Below are 16,704 nucleotides of genomic sequence, written 5' to 3'. Positions count from 1 at the left end.
GATCGATCCGGCTGCGGGCCGGATCAGGTGCGGCGGTTGCGCTGGGCGGCCACTTCGGCGGGGCGCAGGTCGGCGGCGGCCTTGTCGAGCACGCCGTTGACGTACTTGTGCCCGTCGGTGCCGCCGAACGACTTGGCCAGTTCGACCGCCTCGTTGATCGCCACCTTGTACGGCACGTCGAGGCAGTGCTGCAGCTCGTAGGCGCCGATCAGCAGCACGCCGTGTTCGACCGGCGACAGCTCCTGCACGCGGCGGTCGAGGTGCGGCGTCAGCACCGCGTCGAGCGCCGCCACCTGGGCGATGCAGCCGTGCAGCAGCGCCGAGAAATGCGCCGTGTCGCACTTGGCGTGGTCTTCCTGCTCGCGCATGTGGGCCTCGACGACGTGCGAGTCGGCCTGGCCGACCTGCCATTCGTAGAGGCCTTGCAGCGCCAGCTCACGCGAACGTCGGCGGGCCGACTTCGGGCGCGGCGCGCCGGCGGGCGTGGCGTTGCCGCGCGGCTTGCCGCCGGGCGCCGGCTTGGACAGGGGAGCGTTCAAGAGAGGTCTTCCATCAGATTGGCCATCTCGACCGCGACACGCGCGGCGTCACGGCCTTTTTCGTCGGCACGGGCCCAGGCCTGGGCCTCGTTCTCGACCGTGAGGATGGCGTTGGCGATCGGCACGCCGTGTTCGAGCGAGACCCGCGTCACCGCCGCGCCGCTTTCGTTGGCGACCAGCTCGAAGTGGTAGGTCTCGCCGCGGATGATGCAGCCCAGCGCGATCAGCGCGTCGTGGTCCTTCTGCTCGGCCAGCGCCTGCAGCGCCAGCGCCACTTCGAGCGCGCCGGGCACGGTGACGTGCTTGATGTGCTTGGCGAGCACGCCCAGCGCCTCGAGTTCGGCGATGCAGCTGCTGGCGAGCTGTTCGGTGATGGCGGCATTGAAGCGCGCCTGCACGATGGCCACGCGCAGGTCCGATCCGTCGAGTTCCGCGGCGACGCCCCGGTCTGCGTTTTTCATGGCGTTTCCCTGGAAAGGTTCGAGTGCTGGGTGGGTGACGACGACCGGGCGCGCATTCAGCCGGGGGTCGGCATGAAGCCGGTCACTTCGAGGCCGTAGCCGGTCATGCTGGGCAGGCGGCGGCGGTTGCTCATCAGCTTCATGCGGCGCACGCCGAGCTCGAGCAGGATCTGCGCGCCCACGCCGTAGGTGCGCAGGTCGGTGGAGCCGCGCTGCGGCTCGAAGCCGTCGGGCTTGATCTGGCCGAGCAGCGCCTCGGCATCGCGGCCGGCATTGAGCAGCACGGCCACGCCGCGGCCGGTGGCCTGCAGCGTGGTCAGCGCCTGCGGCAGCGACCACGAATGGCGCGAGGTGCTGGCGTCGAGCAGGTCGAGCACCGACAGCGGCTCGTGCACGCGCACCAGCACTTCGTCCTCGGGCTGCCAGTCGCCCAGGCTCAGCGCCAGGTGGATCTGGCCGGTGCGGTCGCGGAAGGTGCGGCAGTCGAAGCCGCCCCACGGCGTGGCGAGCTGCTGGCGCGAGAGCTGCTCGACCAGCGATTCGTTGCGGCTGCGGTAGGTGATGAGGTCGGCGATGGTGCCGATCTTCAGGCCGTGCTGCTGGGCGAACACTTCCAGCTCGGGCAGGCGCGCCATCGTGCCGTCGTCGTTCATGATCTCGCAGATCACCGACGAGGCCGACAGGCCGGCCATGCGGGCGAGGTCGCAGCCGGCTTCGGTATGGCCGGCGCGCATCAGCACGCCGCCATCCTGCGCCTGCAGCGGGAAGATGTGGCCGGGCTGGACCAGATCGGCGGCCGTGGTGTCGCGGGCCACCGCCACTTCGACGGTGCGCGAGCGATCGGCGGCCGAGATGCCGGTGGTCACGCCGGTGCGGGCTTCGATCGAGACCGTGAACGCAGTGCTGTGCTTGGTGCCGTTGCGCGGCGTCATCGGCGGCAGTTGCAGGTGATCGCAGCGCTCGCGCGTCATCGTCAGGCAGATCAGCCCACGGCCGTGCTTGGCCATGAAGTTGATCGCTTCCGGTGTGACCATCTCGGCCGCAAGGACCAGGTCGCCTTCGTTTTCGCGGTCTTCCTCGTCGACGAGGATGACCATGCGTCCGGCGGCCAGTTCGGCCACCAGCTCGGGAATTGGAGATATTGCCATCCGTGAATTGTAGGCGGCTGGTGCCCGGGCCCGCTGCAATCGCGGCTTCAGGGCGTGCCGGGCAGCCAGCCGGCGAGCCGGCCGCGCGGGCGCGCCAGCAGACGCAGGTCGCCTCCGACGGACTGGACGTCGCCCCATTCGAGCTCGATCGCCTGGTCCAGGCTTTCGAGCGGGCCCCAGCTCCACATCTCGCGGCCCAGGCCGAGCAGCTTGGGTGCGAGGTAGACCAGGAATTCATCGACCAGGCCCTCGCGCAGCAGCGAGCCGTTGAGCCGATGGCCGGCCTCGACGTGCAGCTCGTTGACGCCGCGCCGCGCCAGGTCGGCCAGCATCGCCGCCAGATCGACCTTGCCGGCCGGTCCGCCCGGCATCGACACGCACTGCACGAGCGGCGGCGCGACGTCGGTGCCGTCCGGGCCGAGCGCGGCGCGGGCGCCGTGCGCCGCCTGCACCTCGGCCAGCCAGGCGGCCTGGGCGGTCTCGTCGGCGCTGGTGTAGACCAGCACCTCGCCGGGCGGCGCGAGCAGCCGGGCCGTGACCGGCGTGCGCAGCGGCGCATCGACCACCACCCGCATCGGCTGGCGCGGCGTGGGCACGTGGCGCACGTCGAGGCGCGGGTCGTCGTCGAGCACGGTGCCGATGCCCGTCAGCACGGCGCTGGCGCGGCGCCGCCAGGCGTGGCCGTCGGCGCGTGCGGCCGCGCCGGTGATCCACTGGCTCTGGCCGTTCATCAGCGCGGTGCGGCCGTCCAGGCTGGCCGCCACCTTCATGCGCACCCACGGCCGCTGGCGCAGCACGCGCGAGAAGAAACCGATGTTGATGGCGGTGGCGGCCTCGGCCATCAGGCCCTGTTCGACCTGGATGCCGGCCGCCGCCAGCCGCGCCAGGCCCTGGCCGGCGACCAGCGGAAACGGATCGGTGATCGCCGCGACCACGCGCTTCAGGCCGGCTTCGATCAGCGCGTCGGCGCAGGGCGGCGTGCGGCCGTGGTGCGCGCACGGTTCGAGCGTCACGTAGGCGGTGGCGCCGATCAGCGAGTGGCCGGCGGCGCGCGCCGTGCGCATCGCCATCACCTCGGCATGCGGGCCGCCGGCCTGCTGGGTGTGGCCGCTGCCGAGCAGCCGGCCCTGGGCGTCGACGATCACGCAGCCGACGCGCGGATTGGGTTCGGTCAGCCCGAAACCCTGCTCGGCCAGTGCGAGGGCCTGGGCCATCGCCTGCTGATCCTGCGGGCTGAACGGGGCGGGCGAGGGGGCCGGTGCGTCGGCGTGGGGGTGGTTCTCGGGCATGGCGGGCATTGTCGGCGTGATCGCGGTCGGCCAGCGCGGCGCGGTGTCGTGTCGCAGATTGCCGATCTTGCCGATGTCGTCGTCAGGGCTGGTGCGCCACGCTGCTGTCGTCCAGCCAGTTGCCGCCTTGCCCCGCAAACGAGACGCCGCTGTCGGTCGGGCAGCCGGCCGCGGCGCGCAGGATCAGGAAGTTCTGGTCGCCCAGCGGTTCGCCGACCGCGGCGTGGCTGGCCGGGTGTTCGGCGTTGTCGATGCGGCCGTTGCGGTTGTGGTCGGCGCTGTAGCGGCAGACGCGGTAGCCGGTGACACCGCTGCTGGCCAGCGTCCAGCCGATCGGCACGATGTCGAGCCGGCCCGACCAGCGCGGCGGCAGGCCGGCGCCCTGGATCACGCAGTGATAGATCACGCCGAGCTGGGCCGGCGCGCCGCCGATCGAGTCGGGCGCGTCGTCGGCGCATTCCCAACCGGGGTCGGGGTGGCCGGTGCTGGTCAGCTGCAGGCGCAGGTCGAGCGGCAGGGCGGGGCTCAGCGGGTTCTGGGCGTCGCCGGCGCCGGGGCTGTCGGTGTCGAGCGCAAAGCGCACGTGGCCGCCGATCAGCAGGCCGGCGATGGCGCGGCAGGCGCCCAGGCTGTTGGCGTCGAGCTGTGCGCTCGACAGGCCGGCGGTGCTGTCGCAGCGTGCCACCACGCTGCCGGTCTGATCGTCGAAGACCCAGGCCAGCAGGTCTTGCGCCCGTGGCTTGAAGACGCTGCGTCCGCCGCCCAGCGACTTGGCGCGGGCCGGGATCAGCGCGTGGCGCGGGCTGGCCCCGCGGCCCACGCTGCCCGCGGTGGCCCCTGCGCCGCGGTCGAGTGTCAGCGCGGCCGCGAGCGTCGGGTCCTGCCCGACCAGCAGGGTGTCGAGCTGCAGTTGCTGCTGCTGGCCGTCGCGGTCCGGCCAGCTCAGCACCGTGCTGACGTGCTTCAGGCGCGGATCGGTCTGCGTCGTCACGCTGCGTTCGAGCTGGTACGCCGTGTTGGCATGCGTCAGCGCGACACCCGTGGGGCTGTGGCCGGCAATGGCCGTCCAGTCCGCCAGGCTGGCGTAGGCGCGCAGGGATTCGTGGCTGTCCTGGGCCAGCCGCAGCGCTTCGGCCCGCTGGCGCGACAGGTCGGTGCCCACACGCAGCCAGGTCTGCAGCCGCAGCGTGCCGCCCAGACCGATCGCCAGCACCGCCATCGCGACCAGAACCTCGATCAGCGCGAGCCCGGACACCGGTTTCATCGGTTGACGAAGTCCTGCCAGCTGCCGGGCACCACGGCGTAGGCGCCCGCTGCATGGCGCAGGCGATCGAGCACGGCGCGATCGCGCACGATCTCGGCGTTGCCCTGCAGGTCGACCACGCCCAGGCTGACGAGCGCACCACGCAGGCGTGCCACGCCGGTCGCGCCGGCCTGCCAGGCGAGGCTGCGGGCGACCAGCAAGGCGTCGATCTCGAGCGGGCCTTGCCACTGCGCCGTGCCGTCCACCAGCAACAGCAGGCTGCGATCGGCGTCGCCCCAGCGAACCGGGGTGGCCAGACGCAGATCGCCCTCGAGCCAGAGGCTGCGGTGACCGGCGTCGATGGCGGCCTGCACCTCGGTGGCGCCGCAGCCACCGGCCGGGCAGGCGATGCGGTGAAGGGTGGGCAGATCGCGCACGCTGCCGGCGCCGGCACCGAAATGGCGCCGCCACAGCGCGTCGCTGTCGCCGCCCAGCGACGGGTCGTCGGCCACCAGCGTGGCTTCGGCCGGGCGGCCCGGTGGGCCGAACAGCCGGCCGGCCGGGTCGATCGCGATGGCCGCCGCCGATTGCACGGTCAGGCCGCCGCTGCCGGCGTCGCCGTTGACCAGCGAGACCCCCGGGCCGACGGTGACACCGCCCAGCGCGGTGATCGCCGCGGCGGGCGGGCGCAGCAGCTGGCCATAGGGGGCGAGCAGGGCGCGGATCTCGGCGCGTGCGTCGGCCGCGGCGCTGCCGCCGCAGCCTTGTCCGAGGTGGCTGCAGCCGGTGACCACCAGCCGCATCAGGCCGTTCGGGGCGGTACCCGGCGGGCCGTCCTGCAGTCGCACCGAAAACGCCGGGTGGTTGAGTGCATCGGCGCTCGCCGCGAGGCTGGCCGCACCGGTGGTCGGGCAACTGCAGCGCCAGTGGCCGTCGCGCACGCAGGCGGCGTCGGTCGTGGCGATCGACAGGGCGCCGGTGTCGGGCTCGGTGCCGAGCAGGCGTTCGCGCAAGCTGCTGCCGCCGGCGGGATGCGCGGCCAAGGGCAGGCAGGCGGCGTCGACGCTGCCGCTGCGGTTGAGCTGGGCGAGCGTCCAGGCGAGGCCGGCCTCGGCGGCTTCGGCGGCCCAGGCTGCACGCACCTGGTTGGCGACGGCGCGCTGCTCGAAGATCAGCGCGCGCTGGCTGTAGAGCTGCATCAGGGCCAGTGCCATCAGCAGGATCAGCAGCACCGGCAGGGTGCCGCTGCCGGCCTGCGCCGCCGGTGGACGGTCAGGCCCCCGGGCAGGCACCGCTGACCTCGTCGTTGCGCAGTCGCACCCGCGTCACCAGGCTGCGCTGCACGCTGCTGTCGCGTGCGTCGGTGGCGTCGAGCTCGATGTGGACCTGACGCAGCCGCACGGTGGGCGGACAGGTGCTGCTGCCGGTGGGGCAGACCGGGATGGCGCAGTGGCCGAGCAGGCTCACCGACCGCGATTCGTGGCGCACCTGCCAGCGCGTGACGCGCAGCAGGGCCGGGTCGGTGAGGGCCTGCCACTGGTCGCCGTTGCCGGGCGTGATGTCGTTGCCGGCCAGGCGCAGTTCGAAGGCGCGGGTGTTGGTGTTGATGCGAAAGCCGAACTTTTCGGCGTTGCCGCTGGCCTGGTCTTCGGTGGTGTCGCGGCTGTAGCTGTAGCCCAGGCTGGCGGCGGCGGTGTCGGCGCCGGGATGCAGGCCGGCGTAGGGATTGGCTGCGGGGGCAGTCGGGCCGCCCGACCACACGCCACGTTCGGCGCTGCCCCAGTGACCGGCGCGGCGCAGGTCGCGCACGATCAGGTCGGCGGTGGCGCGCAGGTCCTGGTTGAGGCGCGATTCGAGCAGCAGCCGGCGCTGTTCGGCCAGTTGCCCGACCACCAGCGCCGCCACGCTGGCCACCAGGAACAGCCCCAGCGCGATCGCCACCATGATCTCGATCAGGCCCAGGCCGGTGCTTCTGTCGGGCATGGCGGTCACAGGTTCCAGCAGCGCAGGTTGGTGGCGCTGTCGTTGCCCAGCGCGGAACTGCTGCCCGAGCGCATCTGCAGGCGGCCGCCGTCGACGTCGATCGCCAGGTGGCGGCAGGCGGTGTCCGCACTCTGCGCGCCCGATGCGCTGGCGCTGACGCGGTAGGCCGTGCCGGCGGTTTCGTCGGCGACGCTGGTGGACAACGCGTAGTGGCCGTCGGTGCTGGCGGCGCTCAGGCCGAGGCCGCCTTCACCGAGCGTGGCGGTGTAGGCCGGCAGCTGGCTGCGTCGGCGCTCCTGGGCCTGCTGCAGGCGGGCGAGGGCGGCGTAGGCATCGGCCCTGCGAGCCCGTTGCACCTGCTGCTGATAGCTGGGCCAGGCCAGCGTGGACACGATGGCGAGCACCGCCACGCCGATCAGCAGTTCGATGAGCGTGAAGCCGCGGTGTTTCAGCATGCTGCCACGCCGGTGATCGCCGTGCCCGGTGCGCACAACCGCAAGCGGCCCAGGATGTTCACGACATGACGCAGCACCGGGCCGTCGCCGGCCTGGATCTCGATGCTTCCGGTGGGGCTGAAGGTGCCGTGTCGCGGGTCGACGCGCATCGATGCGACGTTGGCACGCACCGCCACGGCGTTGCCGGCCCAGGCCTGGCTGCGCAGCAGTTCGGCACCCGGCTCGCAATTGCCGACGGGCTCGGCGCCGGCCACGAAAGTGCAGGCGCATTGGTCGGCATCGCCGCTGTGAACGAGGTAGCAGCTGCCGGCGCTGCCGCTGTGCACGCTGATGCGCAGGGCCTGGTTGAGGGCGACGCTGCTGCTGCGCAGGAAGTGCAGGTCGGCCTGCAACTGCGCCGATGCGCCGTCGAGATGCCTGCGTGCGACGAATGCCCGCATCGACGGCACGACGCTGGTCAGGATGATGGCGAGAACCGCCACCGTGATCAGCATCTCGATCAGCGTGAAGCCCTTGGCGGCCGGGCTGGCGGGGCTGGCAGAGGAGGGGGTCTCGGTCATGTCTGGCTGCGTGGTGTACAGCCAGTCTAGGCAGACGCCGCGGCGCCGGCGTCCCCATTAAGGGGGTGTCGATGGGGGATTGCGGTCGCGCGCGAGATCGTCCAGCGCCGCTCAGGACGCTCAGATTTCCTGGATCAGCTTGCTGAAGGCGTCGATGTCCTCGAACTCGCGGTAGACCGAGGCGAAGCGCACGTAGGCCACCTTGTCGAGGCGCTTGAGTTCGCGCATCACCATCTCGCCGATGCGCGAGGTGCTCATTTCGCTGGCGCCGCTGGTGAAGACCTTGTCCTCGATGCGGGCGATCGCGGCATCGATCAGGTCGACGCTGACATTGCGCTTGCGCAGCGCCAACGTCATCGAGGCGCGCAGCTTCTCGCGGTCGAACTCGCGCCGGTCGCCGTTCTTCTTGACCACCGCCGGCATCGCCAGTTCGGCGCGTTCGTAGGTGGTGAAGCGTTTGTCGCAGGCGCTGCAGCGCCGGCGCCGACGCACGGCGTCACCCTCGTCGGACTCGCGGGTCTCGACGACGGTGGTTTCAACGTTTCCGCAGTAGGGGCAGCGCACTGTCGGGTGGCGTCAGAGACCTGCCGCGACGCGAGGGCTCACTGGCCCCAGCCGCCGCCGGGCCGTCCCAAGGCGGCTGGGCGCCCCCTCGGGGGGCAGGAGCGCAGCGACGTGGGGGCTCACCGATACACCGGGAAGTCGCGCGTGAGTTGCGCAACCTGGGCACGCACGCGCTCGAGCACGGCTTCGTCGTTGGGCGCTTCGAGCACATCGGCGATCAGGTTGGCGGTCAGCACGGCCTGTTCTTCCTTGAAGCCGCGCGTCGTCATCGCCGGCGAACCCAGGCGGATGCCGCTGGTGACCATCGGCTTCTGCGGGTCGTTGGGGATGCCGTTCTTGTTGCAGGTGATGTGGGCCCGGCCCAGCAGCGCCTCGGCTTCCTTGCCGGTGATGCCCTTGGGGCGCAGGTCGACCAGCATCACGTGGCTCTCGGTGCGGCCCGAGACGATGCGCAGGCCGCGTGCAGTCAAGGTTTCAGCCATCGCGGTCGCGTTCTTGACCACCTGTTCCTGGTAGGCCTTGAACTCGGGCTGCAGCGCCTCTTGAAATGCCACCGCCTTGCCGGCGATCACGTGCATCAGGGGGCCGCCCTGGATGCCGGGGAAGATCGCGCTGTTGATCTGCTTGGCGACCGCGTCGGTCATCAGGATCAGGCCGCCACGCGGGCCGCGCAGGGTCTTGTGGGTGGTGGTGGTAACGACGTCGGCAAACGGCACCGGGTTCGGGTAGACGCCTGCGGCGATCAGGCCGGCGTAGTGCGCCATGTCGACCATGAAATAGGCACCGACCGCCTTGGCGACCTTGGCGAAGCGCTCGAAGTCGATGCGCAGCGCAAACGCCGAGGCGCCGGCGATGATCAGCTTGGGCTTGTGCTCGTGGGCCAGACGCTCCATCGCGTCGTAGTCGATGTCTTCCTGGGCGTCGAGGCCGTAGGAGACGACCTTGAACCACTTGCCCGACATGTTCAGCGGCATGCCGTGGGTCAGGTGGCCACCTTCGGCCAAGCTCAGGCCCATGATGGTGTCGCCGGGCTGCAGCAGGCCGAAGAACACGGCCTGGTTGGCCTGCGAGCCGGAGTTGGGCTGCACGTTGGCGTTTTGTGCGCCGAACAGCTGCTTGGCGCGGTCGATGGCGAGTTGCTCGACCACGTCGACGTGTTCGCAGCCGCCGTAGTAGCGCTTGCCCGGATAACCTTCGGCGTACTTGTTGGTCAGCTGCGAGCCCTGCGCGGCCATCACGGCCGGCGAGGTGTAGTTTTCGCTGGCGATGAGCTCGATGTGCTCTTCCTGGCGACGCACTTCGGCGTCGATCGCAGCGGTGATTTCGGGGTCGATGGCAGCCAGGGTCTGGGTGGCGCGGTCAAACATGGTGAGGCAGTCCGGTCGATGGTTGCTGGACCCCTGCCGCTGCGCGCGCAAGCAAGGCGGCGCACACGCGAAAACGGTGGGGCTGCCCAGGCGCACGGCTAAAACCGACAAGGCTCGACAGCCGTTGTGGTCCACGCTCCCTGGTGGTTGCCCACCTCAGGCCTGCATTGCGCAGGCCCTTGAACGCCAGTTGCGTGGTGTCGAAAGTGTAGCGGAAGCCCGTCGGCTCCCGCCAGACTCACTGCGCGAGCGCCAGTCGCTCGGGTTTGTTGCTCTTGCGCTCGGCCGGTGCAGCCGGCGGCTTGGTCGTCGGGCGTGCGGCTGCCGGGCTGTCGGCCTGTGCCTGAGTCGTCACGGGGCTGGACGCTGCGCTGCCGACAGGGACCGGTGGCACCGGCAGTCGCGCCGTCGCAGGCACCGAGCGGCCACGCAGCAGCTGCTGCATGAACTCCTGCTCGGCCAGCACCTTGAACGCATAACCGCCGTCGTCGGCCAGGTTGGCTGCGCCGACGTAGTAGCGCAGGCCGCCCTCGAGCGAGCCGGCCCGGGCGATGCAATCCTTCAGGACCTGCACGCCCACGCGCAGGTTGGTCAGCGGGTCGAAGGCGGCGTGGTTGCCGCCGAAGGCCTCGTACTTGTCGTCATGCACGCGGGTCATCACCTGCATCAGACCCTGCGCGCCGACGGAACTCTGGGCGAACGGATTGAAGCTCGACTCGATCGCCATGATGGCGAGGATCAACGTCGGTTCGAGGCCGACGCGCTGGCCCAGGCTCCAGGCTTCCTGGACAAGACGGCTGACCGGCTCGGGGGCGACGCGGTAGCGCCTGGCCAGCCACTGCGCGACGGTCGCCTGCTGGCGGTTGAGCTCGGCCGGGTCGATCGCGGTCGCGCGGTCGACGGCCGACAGGTCGCCCACCTCGATCAGGTCGTCAGCGCCGACGGCGCGGGCTTCCTGGCGTTCGAGCAGCCAGTCGAGGGCCCGCTCTTCGAGGACGCCACGCACTTCGGCACGGCCACCCAACACGAACACCGCGCTCAGCACGGCCAGGCCGATCACAGCCAGGCTGTTGTGGCCGACGGCAAGCATGCCGTGACCCAGGTCGGAAAAGAACACACGGACAGACGCCAATACAGCCAGACGCAGATGTGCCCAGGATCGGAATGCAAGCATGACACTCCCTGCACTTCAAGCGAGGCGCCTGCGGCGACGGGCCGGCAGGCCTGCGCAAGTCGCCTCGATAATCCCGCCGCTGACACTGCTCAGAAGGAAGCTGCTTCAGGTGAAGCACTCTGGGTGCGACGGGGTCGAGATGGGCGTGCGGCATGCAATAGAGAATTACCCGCGCCCTGGATAAGTGAACGCATTCTAGGGGGGCTCCTAATAACCGGTCAACCATGAGAGATCGAGGCGTTAGCTTCTTTTGTGATGAACTACCAAGACCTGCGCGGCTTTCTCGCCGTCCTCAAGACCCGCGGCGAACTTCTCGAAGTCCCTGATCCGGTCTCCACGCACCTGGAAATGACCTGTCTGTCCGACAGGGCCTTGCGCGAATCCGGGCCGGCTCTTCTGTTTCGAGTTCCATGCAACGGACACAAACATTTTCAGGTTCCGGTCTTAACAAACCTGTTCGGAACGCCGGGTCGTGTCGCCCTGGGCATGGGGGCGCCGGATGTTTCCGCGCTGCGCGAGATCGGTGAGCTGCTCGCCAGCCTCAAGGAGCCCGAGCCGCCCAAGGGCCTGAAAGATGCCGGGCGCCTGTTCCAGCTGGCTCGCACCTTGTGGGACATGAAACCGTCGCAGGTCCGCCGTCCGGTGTGCCAGCAGGTGGTGCGGGAGGGTGCTGACGTCGATCTGGCCGAACTGCCGATCCAGCACTGCTGGCCCGGCGACGTGGCGCCGCTGATCACCTGGGGCCTGGTCGTCACGCGCGGTCCGCAGTCGGTGCCCCGCCCGCGCCTGCGCCAGAACCTGGGCATCTACCGCCAGCAGGTGATCGGGCCGCGCCAGACCATCATGCGCTGGCTCGCTCATCGCGGCGGCGCGCTCGATTTCCGCGATTTCTCGCGCGCCAATCCGGGCCAGCCGTTTCCGATCGTGACGGCGCTGGGCGCCGATCCGGCGACGATGCTGGGCGCCGTCACGCCGGTTCCGGACTCCTTGTCGGAGTACCAGTTTGCCGGCCTGCTGCGCGGCGCCCGCACCGAGCTGGCGCACAGCGGTGTTGGCGAGGGCGACCTGAAGCTGCAGGTGCCGGCCAGCGCCGAGATCGTGCTCGAGGGCCACATCCCGGTGGCCGCAGCGGGCTTCGAGGGCCGCAGCGAACACGGCGTGGCGCTCAAGTCGATCGGCGGCTACCTGCATGCGCTCGAGGGCCCTTACGGCGACCACACCGGCTATTACAACGAGCAGGACTGGTTCCCGGTGTTCGAGATCGAGCGCATGACGATGCGCGACAACGCGATCTACCACTCCACCTACACCGGCAAGCCGCCCGACGAGCCGGCCATCCTGGGCGTGGCGCTCAACGAGGTCTTCGTGCCGATCCTGCGCAAGCAGTTTCCCGAGATCGTCGACTTCTACCTGCCGCCCGAAGGCTGCAGCTACCGCATGGCGGTCATCAGCATCAGGAAGAGCTACCCCGGCCATGCCAAGCGGCTGATGTTCGGCCTGTGGAGCTACCTGCGCCAGTTCATGTACACCAAGTTCATCGTGGTGGTCGACGACGACGTGGACATCCGCTCGTGGCAGGAAGTGATCTGGGCCATCACCACCCGCATGGACCCGGTGCGCGACACCACGCTGGTCGAGAACACGCCGATCGACTACCTTGACTTCGCCTCGCCGGTCTCGGGCCTGGGCGGCAAGATGGGGCTGGACGCCACCAACAAGTGGCCGGGCGAAACCAGCCGCGAATGGGGCCGCAACATCACGATGGATGCCGACGTGACGCAGCGCATGGAGGCCCTGTGGTCCCGTCTCCATGCGAGCAGATCCGTCTGACCGGACGCCACGGAGGTATCCGTCATCACAACGGAGCATCCCGGTCAATGCAGGTCTGGCGATGACGGCTCCTGGAGTGATAAATACATCACACTTGCCGTGAGGAATGGCCGGGCGTAGGCTTCGTCTGCCTGCTCCAACTGCAGGTACTTCACTCCACGCAGTCTCTGCGCGGAAGGAACCCCGGACCTCAATCCTCCGGAGTTCCGAATGGCGGCCGCAGGCCTCCAAGGCCCGCCCGCGGACAGCACGTCCCGGGCGGGTATCTGTTTGTGCGACGCGTCTTTCGCCAGCGTCGAGGGGCGTTGCGTTCAGGCGCCGGCCAACAGGCCGATCAGTTCATGCAACAAGGCGTGCACCTGCTGGAATCCCTGTGCGGACGGCAGCCAGTCGAGCACCTCGAGATCGTCCTGAGTGGTGTAGGCCACCGCCGCCGGCAGGCATGCGATGTCGCTGCCGGCCGCCTCGTTGAACGCCCGCAGCGCGCGCGGCATGTGCGACGCGTGCGTCACCAGCACGATGCGCCGCACGCCCGCCGCGCGCAGCATGGCGACCGTGCCGCTGGCGTTTTCGCGCGTGTCGCGCGAATCGTGTTCAAGCCACTTCATCGCGATGCCGGCTTCGTCGCGGGCGATCTGGGCAGCCGTTTCCGCCTCGCTCGGCCCGTCGCCCTGCGCCCAGCCGCGGCCGCCGCTGTAGGCCAGCGGCAGGCCGGTCTGACGGGCCAGCCAGACGCCGTAGCGCAGGCGCACCATGGCTTGCTGCGTCAGCGTGGGCCGATCGCCGTATTCGGGCGCCCGTTTGTGCAGGCCGGCGCCCAGCACCACGATCGCCGTCGGCACCTGATCCGGCCCGGCGTGCAGTTGGCTGCGCTGCTGGCTGCCAAGCGCCGGTGGCGGGCGCAGCCAGCGCTCCTGCAGCCAGTGGGCCGTCACCGTGCACGACAGCAGCCACAGCAGCGCACAGCACAGGCCGATCACCGTCGCGGCCCACGCCCGGTGGCGGCGCTGCAGCAGCAACGCCGGGCCGATGATCAGCAGCAGGCTGGCGGGCGGCTGGATCAGCGCCGACAGCACGGGTTTCCAGTCGCCTGGCAGCATCAGGGTGAGCACGGGGTTCGATTCCATTCGAGGTCTGGGGCCGGGGCGCGATTCTGGGTGACGCGGCCGGGCCATCGCATTCGTCCAATAATCCGCGGGCGTTCAACCTGGAGTCCGACATGTCCGCCTCGCCATCCGATCCGACCACGCCCGCAGCGGCCAAGCCTGCCGAGACGATCACGCTCGGCGGCGGCTGCTTCTGGTGCCTGGAGGCGGTTTTCCTGCAGGTCGAAGGCGTCGAGTCGGTGCAGAGCGGCTACACCAACGGCCGGGTCGTGAACCCGGGCTACGAGGCGGTCTGCGGCGGGGACACCGGTCACGCGGAGGTGGTGCAGTTGCGGTTTTCGCCCGACGTGATCGATCTGGCGGAACTGCTGCGCATCTTCTTCGTCATCCACGACCCGACCACGCTGAACCGCCAGGGCCATGACGTGGGCACGCAGTACCGCTCGGGCATCTACTGGCACGACCCGAAGCAGGTCGAGGTGGCGAAGGCGGTGATGCAGGAGGCGGGGCAGGCCTGGTCGGCGCCGATCGTCACCGAACTGCTGGCGCTGGACAACTACTGGCCGGCCGAGGCCTACCACCAGCGCTATTTCGAGAACCATCCGGGCCAGGGCTACTGCGCCTACGTGATCGCGCCCAAGGTGAACAAGTTCCGCCAGGCGTTTGCGCGGCACCAGCGCAAGGGCTGATCCGGCCTTGCGCTGCGTGCCGGCGCGCGGTCGCGCTCAGGGCGCCAGGCGTTCGCGCAGCCAGGTGCCGTCGACCAGCCGGTAGACCAGCCGGTCGTGCAGGCGCGACTTGCGTCCCTGCCAGAACTCCCAGCGATCGGGAACCAGTCGATAGCCGCCCCAATGCGGCGGGCGCGGCGGATGCAGGCCGTATTGGGCCGCCGTGCGTGCCGCGTTGGCCACCAGCACGGCGCGCGAGCCGATCGGCTGGCTCTGCGGCGACGCCCATGCGCCCAGCCGCGAATCGAGCGGGCGCGAGTCGTAGTAGGCGTCCGACTCCTCGGCGCTGGTCTTTTCGACCCGGCCTTCGATGCGCACCACGCGCTCCTGTGTCACCCAATGGAACTGCAGTGCGGCAAACGGGTTGCCCGCCAGTTCCTGGCCCTTGCGGCTCTTGTAGTTGGTGTACCAGACGATGCCGCGCGAGTCGTAGCCCTTGATCAGCACCACGCGTGTCGACGGCCGGCCATCGGCGGACACGGTGGCCACCGTCATGGCGTTGGGCTCGGGCAGGCCGGCCGACAGCGCCTGCTGCAGCCATGTGTCGAACTGGAGCAGCGGGGTGTCGGCGGCGAAGGCCTCGTCGAGTTCGCCGCTCTCGTAACTCTTGCGCAGGTCTGCGATGTGCTTCATGGGCTCAGTATAGAAATACCGATACGAGGTGGCTGCGCTCGCGCCTAGCGATTGCACTTAGGTGAACACACCACTTTCGGCATCCGGGCCGGTGCGCGCACAGTCGAGCCGGAGGATCGGATGCCACTCTCACAGCCAGATGTCATGGCGGGGCCGTCCGGGTCGCAATCCAGCGGGAGTCGAGCATGAACAAGAGCAGGCGTAACGGGGCAGCAGGGGCTCCTTCTTTTCATCTGTCGCACAGGGGGTCGCCATGACCGCTGTCCGTGGCTTGCCGATGGTGGTGGTGCTTGCCGCAGGTCGGGGCGAACGCTTCGACGGCGAAGGGCACAAGCTGGCTCAGTCGCTGGGCCACACCAGCGTGCTGGCCGCCACGCTCGAGCAGGTGCTGGCCGCCGGATTGCCGTGTGTCGTGGTCACCACCGCGGCGCTGGTGCCGCTGGCCCAGCAGGTGGTGGCGGCGCGCGACATCGTGCTGCTGCCGCCGGTGGGCACGCACACCCACGAGCCGCTCGGCATGGGCTATTCGATCGCCACCGGCGTGAGCGCACGCGCGCATGCCAACGGCTGGATGGTGCTGCCGGGCGACATGCCGCTGGTGCGGCCCGAAACGCTGCGCCAGGTGGCGCATGCCATGAGCCAGTACCCGGTGGTCTACGCCCAGCACCGCGGCCGGCGGGGTCATCCGGTGGGCTTCTCGGCCGAGCTCTACACCGAACTCGTCACGCTCAGCGGCGACGAGGGCGCACGCCGTCTGATCGCACGCTATCCGGCGCACGGGATCGAGGTCGACGACCCCGGTGTCCTGCTCGATGTCGACACGCAGGCCGACCTGCTCGCGGCACGCAGTGCCCAGCTCAACCTGCGCTTGCCGACTGCGCCAGAGGCTGGCGCCACGGCGTGAGGGCATGCGGCGCGTCGCCGTCGAGCAGCCGATGGCGCTGCGCCAGCGCGACCAGGCGCTGCACGTCGGTGTCGCGGATGCCCAGCGCCTGCAAGGCGTGCGCGGTGTGCAGCAGGTAATCGAGCGTGCGACCGTAGCGGCCGCGGGCGTGGCGCAGGATCTCGAGCAGTTGCGACTCGCTCAGGTCGCCGGCATGGCTCGGGCTGCGGCGCGACAGCGTGAACGACAGCGCGTGCACCGGGCCGTGGGCGGTCTGGCAGTTCAGCCAGCGCGGGCGGTAGACGCCGGTGTCCATCTCGCGTGACCAGAGCAGTTCGAGGGTGGCGTCATCGTCGGGTCGGTGCACCCGCTGCACCAGACCCTGGCACGAACCGCCCGGCAACAGTGCGAACACCAGGCCCGGACGCTGCGCCGTGCCGCGATCCAGCCGTGAATGCATCTGCAGCGCCCGGTGATGACCCCAGACCCGCGCGATGCGCTGCTCGGCCGGTTCGAACGCGGGTTTCCAGATCAGCGACGCGTAGGCGAAGACCCAGAACTCGCTGCGTCCGCGCATCTGCTCGCGCACCTGGTCGAGTGCGCGCCTGCGTGCCTGCGCGGCGTGCAGGGCGGTGAGCGCCGTCGTGTGTGCCGCGATGTGTGTCGCGGTGTCGGGGAGGGCCTGATCGGACGTCATGGGCATCGGGGAATGATTTGACGATGTAACTTAGTTTCGGTCTA

General features: G+C 70.0%; 18 protein-coding genes and 1 riboswitch. Of the genes, 3 read left to right on the top strand and 15 right to left on the bottom strand.

The genetic code is table 11. The annotated features are described in order from the left end of the window. Positions 1 to 23: 23 nt before the first annotated feature. From nusB to LCHO_RS14645, 12 genes are all read right to left on the bottom strand, one after another. A complete protein-coding gene (gene nusB / locus LCHO_RS14700) occupies positions 24 to 539 on the bottom strand; it encodes a transcription antitermination factor NusB (protein WP_012347956.1) in 516 nt (171 codons plus the stop codon). Then, positions 536 to 1,000 (bottom strand): 6,7-dimethyl-8-ribityllumazine synthase, encoded by a 465-nt coding sequence (gene ribH, locus LCHO_RS14695; protein WP_012347955.1) that lies wholly within the window; start codon positions 998 to 1,000, stop codon positions 536 to 538. The genes nusB and ribH overlap by 4 nt, the downstream gene beginning before the upstream one ends. A 56-nt stretch (positions 1,001 to 1,056) precedes the next feature. Next, positions 1,057 to 2,148 (bottom strand): bifunctional 3,4-dihydroxy-2-butanone-4-phosphate synthase/GTP cyclohydrolase II, encoded by a 1,092-nt coding sequence (ribBA, locus tag LCHO_RS14690; RefSeq protein WP_012347954.1) that lies wholly within the window; start codon positions 2,146 to 2,148, stop codon positions 1,057 to 1,059. Positions 2,149 to 2,195: 47 nt separating this feature from the next. Beyond that, positions 2,196 to 3,446, bottom strand: coding sequence for a bifunctional diaminohydroxyphosphoribosylaminopyrimidine deaminase/5-amino-6-(5-phosphoribosylamino)uracil reductase RibD (ribD, locus tag LCHO_RS14685; RefSeq protein WP_012347953.1), 1,251 nt, complete (start codon positions 3,444 to 3,446; stop codon positions 2,196 to 2,198). 73 nt (positions 3,447 to 3,519) lie between these two features. After that, the gene (locus LCHO_RS14680) at positions 3,520 to 4,701 is read right to left on the bottom strand and encodes a type IV pilus modification PilV family protein (RefSeq protein ID WP_012347952.1); all 1,182 of its coding nucleotides are present in this window, start codon (positions 4,699 to 4,701) and stop codon (positions 3,520 to 3,522) included. Continuing rightward, entirely contained in the window at positions 4,698 to 5,972 is a 1,275-nt protein-coding gene (locus LCHO_RS14675; protein WP_012347951.1) for a hypothetical protein, read from the bottom strand. Before LCHO_RS14675 ends, LCHO_RS14680 begins: the two co-directional genes overlap by 4 nt. Further along, positions 5,953 to 6,663, bottom strand: coding sequence for a PilW family protein (locus LCHO_RS14670; protein ID WP_012347950.1), 711 nt, complete (start codon positions 6,661 to 6,663; stop codon positions 5,953 to 5,955). The genes LCHO_RS14675 and LCHO_RS14670 overlap by 20 nt, the downstream gene beginning before the upstream one ends. 5 nt (positions 6,664 to 6,668) lie before the next feature. Next, positions 6,669 to 7,118, bottom strand: coding sequence for a type IV pilin protein (locus LCHO_RS14665; RefSeq protein WP_012347949.1), 450 nt, complete (start codon positions 7,116 to 7,118; stop codon positions 6,669 to 6,671). Continuing rightward, positions 7,112 to 7,678: a GspH/FimT family pseudopilin gene (locus LCHO_RS14660; protein ID WP_012347948.1), complete on the bottom strand. Its 567-nt coding sequence runs from the start codon at positions 7,676 to 7,678 to the stop codon at positions 7,112 to 7,114. Before LCHO_RS14660 ends, LCHO_RS14665 begins: the two co-directional genes overlap by 7 nt. A 120-nt stretch (positions 7,679 to 7,798) precedes the next feature. Further along, a complete protein-coding gene (nrdR, locus tag LCHO_RS14655; RefSeq protein WP_012347947.1) occupies positions 7,799 to 8,242 on the bottom strand; it encodes a transcriptional regulator NrdR in 444 nt (147 codons plus the stop codon). 119 nt (positions 8,243 to 8,361) lie between these two features. After that, positions 8,362 to 9,609, bottom strand: a complete 1,248-nt coding sequence (glyA, locus tag LCHO_RS14650) for a serine hydroxymethyltransferase (protein ID WP_012347946.1) — start codon at positions 9,607 to 9,609, stop codon at positions 8,362 to 8,364. Positions 9,610 to 9,686: 77 nt separating this feature from the next. Continuing rightward, positions 9,687 to 9,813, bottom strand: a riboswitch (ZMP/ZTP riboswitch). A gap of 34 nt (positions 9,814 to 9,847) precedes the next feature. Beyond that, on the bottom strand, positions 9,848 to 10,783 hold the full coding sequence (locus LCHO_RS14645) for a lytic transglycosylase domain-containing protein (protein ID WP_012347945.1): 936 nt from the start codon (positions 10,781 to 10,783) through the stop codon (positions 9,848 to 9,850). A gap of 255 nt (positions 10,784 to 11,038) precedes the next feature. On the opposite strand from LCHO_RS14645, the gene LCHO_RS14640 reads away from it, so the two are divergent. Next, a complete protein-coding gene (locus LCHO_RS14640; RefSeq protein WP_012347944.1) occupies positions 11,039 to 12,613 on the top strand; it encodes a UbiD family decarboxylase in 1,575 nt (524 codons plus the stop codon). Between the two features lie 311 nt (positions 12,614 to 12,924). On the opposite strand, the gene LCHO_RS14635 is transcribed toward LCHO_RS14640, so the two are convergent. Next, the gene (locus tag LCHO_RS14635) at positions 12,925 to 13,740 is read right to left on the bottom strand and encodes a YdcF family protein (protein ID WP_012347943.1); all 816 of its coding nucleotides are present in this window, start codon (positions 13,738 to 13,740) and stop codon (positions 12,925 to 12,927) included. 92 nt (positions 13,741 to 13,832) lie between these two features. Between LCHO_RS14635 and msrA the strand changes: the two genes are divergently transcribed. Beyond that, a complete protein-coding gene (gene msrA / locus LCHO_RS14630) occupies positions 13,833 to 14,408 on the top strand; it encodes a peptide-methionine (S)-S-oxide reductase MsrA (RefSeq protein ID WP_012347942.1) in 576 nt (191 codons plus the stop codon). 36 nt (positions 14,409 to 14,444) lie between these two features. Here msrA and pdxH read toward each other — a convergent pair whose 3' ends face one another. Further along, positions 14,445 to 15,080, bottom strand: coding sequence for a pyridoxamine 5'-phosphate oxidase (gene pdxH / locus LCHO_RS14625; protein WP_012347941.1), 636 nt, complete (start codon positions 15,078 to 15,080; stop codon positions 14,445 to 14,447). A gap of 253 nt (positions 15,081 to 15,333) precedes the next feature. Here pdxH and LCHO_RS14620 point away from each other — a divergent pair, with 253 nt between their 5' ends. Further along, complete coding sequence (locus LCHO_RS14620) at positions 15,334 to 15,984, top strand: nucleotidyltransferase family protein (protein ID WP_012347940.1); 651 nt, start codon at positions 15,334 to 15,336, stop codon at positions 15,982 to 15,984. Here the strand turns inward: LCHO_RS14620 and LCHO_RS14615 are convergent. After that, positions 15,938 to 16,666, bottom strand: coding sequence for a gamma-glutamylcyclotransferase (locus LCHO_RS14615; RefSeq protein WP_012347939.1), 729 nt, complete (start codon positions 16,664 to 16,666; stop codon positions 15,938 to 15,940). The genes LCHO_RS14620 and LCHO_RS14615 overlap by 47 nt on opposite strands. Between the last annotated feature and the right edge of the window lie 38 nt (positions 16,667 to 16,704).

The organism is Leptothrix cholodnii SP-6 (assembly GCF_000019785.1).
Classification (GTDB): Bacteria; Pseudomonadota; Gammaproteobacteria; order Burkholderiales; family Burkholderiaceae_C; genus Sphaerotilus; species Sphaerotilus cholodnii.
This window is presented reverse-complemented; position numbering and strand designations above follow the sequence as displayed.